The 492-nt window shown below is 68.1% G+C and carries 1 protein-coding gene; it reads left to right on the top strand.

The genetic code is table 11. From position 1 onward, the window contains the following. Nucleotides 1–24: 24 nt before the first annotated feature. On the top strand, nucleotides 25–492 hold a 468-nt coding region (locus LPA54_RS36955), incomplete at its 3' end, for an SAM-dependent methyltransferase (protein WP_228984855.1).

Below are 492 nucleotides of genomic sequence, written 5' to 3'. Positions count from 1 at the left end.
GCCTCACGGGAGAAAATGGCCGGCATGACGGTTGAAGGCCCCTCCATCGACTGCACCAAGCCGAGCATCGCCCGCGTCTACGACTACCTGCTCGGCGGCAAGGACAACTACGCGGTGGACCGGGAGGTCGGCGACGTCTTCCTCCGCGACCTGCCCGGCTCGGTGGCCATCGCCTTCGCCAACCGCGCCGCCCTGACACGGGCGATCAAGGAAATCGTGACGACCACCGCCATAAGGCAGTTCATCGACCTGGGAAGCGGTCTGCCGACCGCGGACAACGTCCACCAGGTCGCGCAGCGGCACGCCCCGGAGTCCCGGATCGTGTACGTCGACAACGACCCCCAGGTGCTGGTCCACGGCTGCGCGCTACTGGAGCAGAACGACCGGACCCGGGTCGTCCGGGCCGACGTACGCGACCCCGAAGACGTCCGCACCCACCCGGACACCCGGGAACTGATCGACTTCGATCGCCCCGTCGCCGTCATCCTCAGC

This window comes from Streptomyces sp. DH12 (assembly GCF_020873895.1).
Classification (GTDB): domain Bacteria; phylum Actinomycetota; class Actinomycetes; order Streptomycetales; family Streptomycetaceae; genus Streptomyces.
Note: the sequence above shows the minus strand (reverse complement) of the source record. Positions and strands in the feature narration are given on the sequence as shown.